The following is a 1,967-nucleotide window of genomic DNA, read 5'->3' as shown; positions in this document are numbered from 1 at the left end:
GATATTCTGGGCGGTTTGCGCTCGGCATGCACTTACGTTGGGGCTTCTCGCCTGAAAGAACTCACCAAACGCACCACGTTTATTCGTGTGGCGGAACAGGAAAACCGCATTTACAACGGCAACGCCTAGCGCGAGCACGCCCGGCAGCAGACGGCACGAAGATGGCGAAGGCGTTATGCATTCGCCATCAGATTGCCGAATTGGAAGATGGGCAGATACATGGCGATGACCAGCGTACCAATAATGCCCCCCACCACTACGATCAGCAGCGGTTCCAGCGTGTGGGTTAGCGTTTCAGCGCGCTGTGCCGTTTGCTGTTGGTGCCAGTGCGCTAATTGGCTAAACATGTTGTCCAGCGCGCCGGTTTCTTCTCCTACGCGAATCAGTTGCGTGCAAGGGGGCGGGAATAACCCGCTATACGGTGTCATCGCCTGTTGCAGTGAGTCTCCCTGTTCTATATTGCGCAGAATCGGCTGTAGTGCTTCCTGGTAGGCAAAATAGGGAAGGGTGGCGGCAGCGGTCAGACCGGCAGGCAGCGTAAGCCCAGCGCGTTGCGTCAACGCGAGCAGCGTGAAAAGGTAGCTCAATGCCTCTCCTCGCATCAGTGCGCCGAGTAGCGGGATTTTCAGCAAAAAACGTTCTTCCAGCCGGCGTAGTGCCATGGAGCGCGCGCGGCACACCGGATACCCCAGTACGATGCTCACCGGCAGTATCAGTAACAGCAGGGCGTGATGTGCAACCACATCCGCCAGTGCCAGAACGTGCTGCGTCAGCGGCGGTAGCGGTGCCTCAAATGTCTCGTACAAGCTGGCAAATTCGGGTAATACCCATACCAGCATGATGATACTCACCGTAACGCTAACACCCAGAACAAAACCGGGATAGCGCAGCGCTTGTTTCACTTTCTTTTGCAGTTGAAGCTGCTGCTCTTGCTGCATCGCTAGCTGTTGGCAACACACATCCAGTTTACCGGTCATCTCCCCGACGGCAACCAGCGTGGGATAAAGCGTGGGAAACACCTGTGGGTGGTGGCGCAGGGCGTCAGAAAAGGATTCGCCCTCGGCAATGTCATCGGCCAATGTGTTAATCAGGCATCGCCATCCCGGCAGTTCATGCTGTTCGGCGAGCAGTCGCAGTGCATTCAGCAGCGGCAGGCCAGCCTGTAGCAATGCGGCAACCTGTTTAAACAAGACGATGCGTGCCGCCGCTTTCCAGTACCGTTGCGTGAGGGTCTGCCGGTAGCGTAAACGTAACGGCTGGAATCCCTTCTGAGCCAGACGGAGATAAACGTGCTGACGCGCATTGCCGATGCTTTCCCCGCGCTGTAATTCGCCGTGTGACGTGAGGGCAAGCCAGGAATAGAGTTTTTGTGACATGGCCTCAGGCTCAATGAGAGTGTGGTGATGCGCCAATGACGCGATACATTTCGGCGGCGGATGTCTCCCCTTGGGAAACCCTTTGCAAGGCAGATAGCCAGAGCGTGTCATAGCCCGTGTCATTGGCCAGTACCGCGAGGTCTTGCGTGCTGGCCCCACGACTCAATGCGTGTCGTAGCGCTGGGGTGAGTGGCAGCAGCTCGTAGAGGGCGGTTCGTCCATAATAACCGTTCATGCAGTGTTCACAGCCTTGCGCCTCCCAATGCGGAACGGGGGCTGCCCATAGCGTATCGGGGAACATTAATGGCTGGGATGCGGGTGTTTTACAGTGCGGACAGAGACGCCGTACCAGACGTTGGGCAATGAGCAGCGTCAGCGCCCCCGCGAGCAAATAGCCGGGAATGCCCAAATGCCCGAGCCGGGTCAGGGTTTCAATCGCGGAATTGGTATGTAGCGTCGATAATACCAGGTGCCCGGTTTGTGCCGCCTTCACGGCAATTTCTGCTGTTTCGCTATCGCGTATTTCGCCGATCATGACAACATCAGGATCTTGACGCAGCAAGGCACGCAAAATGCGGCTGAAATCTAGGT

General features: G+C 56.9%; 2 protein-coding genes and 1 pseudogene. 1 reads left to right on the top strand and 2 read right to left on the bottom strand.

Translation table 11 applies throughout. The annotated features are described in order from the left end of the window. Positions 1–129: pseudogene (locus J5224_RS25910) on the top strand (GMP reductase); the annotation flags it as partial. A gap of 44 nt (positions 130–173) precedes the next feature. Here J5224_RS25910 and hofC read toward each other — a convergent pair. Then, a complete protein-coding gene (hofC, locus tag J5224_RS25905; RefSeq protein WP_264628064.1) occupies positions 174–1,376 on the bottom strand; it encodes a protein transport protein HofC in 1,203 nt (400 codons plus the stop codon). A 10-nt stretch (positions 1,377–1,386) separates the two neighbouring features. Further along, on the bottom strand, positions 1,387–1,967 hold a 581-nt coding region (locus J5224_RS25900), incomplete at its 5' end, for an ATPase, T2SS/T4P/T4SS family (protein WP_264628063.1).

It is taken from the genome of Candidatus Symbiopectobacterium sp. NZEC135, from assembly GCF_025962695.1.
This window is presented reverse-complemented; position numbering and strand designations above follow the sequence as displayed.